At 54.6% G+C, this 357-nt stretch carries 1 protein-coding gene; it reads right to left on the bottom strand.

What is annotated here, in order from left to right; translation table 11 throughout:
- Window positions 1-357 (bottom strand): FAD-linked oxidase C-terminal domain-containing protein (locus KDM89_RS20575; RefSeq protein ID WP_329604715.1); only part of this gene is annotated, 357 nt, incomplete at both ends.

The raw sequence follows: 357 nt of genomic DNA, 5'->3' as shown, positions 1-357 counted from the left end.
CAACCGTACGATGGTCTCGGACACCCTGGCTTTCAGACTGGTCCAGCGAGCCAGATCGGTATCATAGTCACCACTCAGGCGATATACAAAAGTGGTGTAAACACTGGCACCCTGCGCGTATAAATGCGATAAATGGGTGTAGGTATGCACCTGCTCGCCAGACTCTGCAAAACTCTGCTGCGCGGCCAGCTCCACACCCTGCATCATGGCGCGGACTTTGGGCCAGTCACAGGCCGTTTCCACTGTATCAATCGCGTAGCCGTGCTGCCACAAGGTATTGCGCAGATACACATTACGGAAGCGGCCCTGCTTCCATTTTTCCCCCATGGTTTTACCGATATGTACGCCACGGTAGGT

This window comes from Cognatundibacterium luofuense (assembly GCF_018139685.1).
Lineage (GTDB): Bacteria > Pseudomonadota > Gammaproteobacteria > Burkholderiales > Burkholderiaceae_D > Undibacterium > Undibacterium luofuense.
Note: the sequence above shows the minus strand (reverse complement) of the source record. Positions and strands in the feature narration are given on the sequence as shown.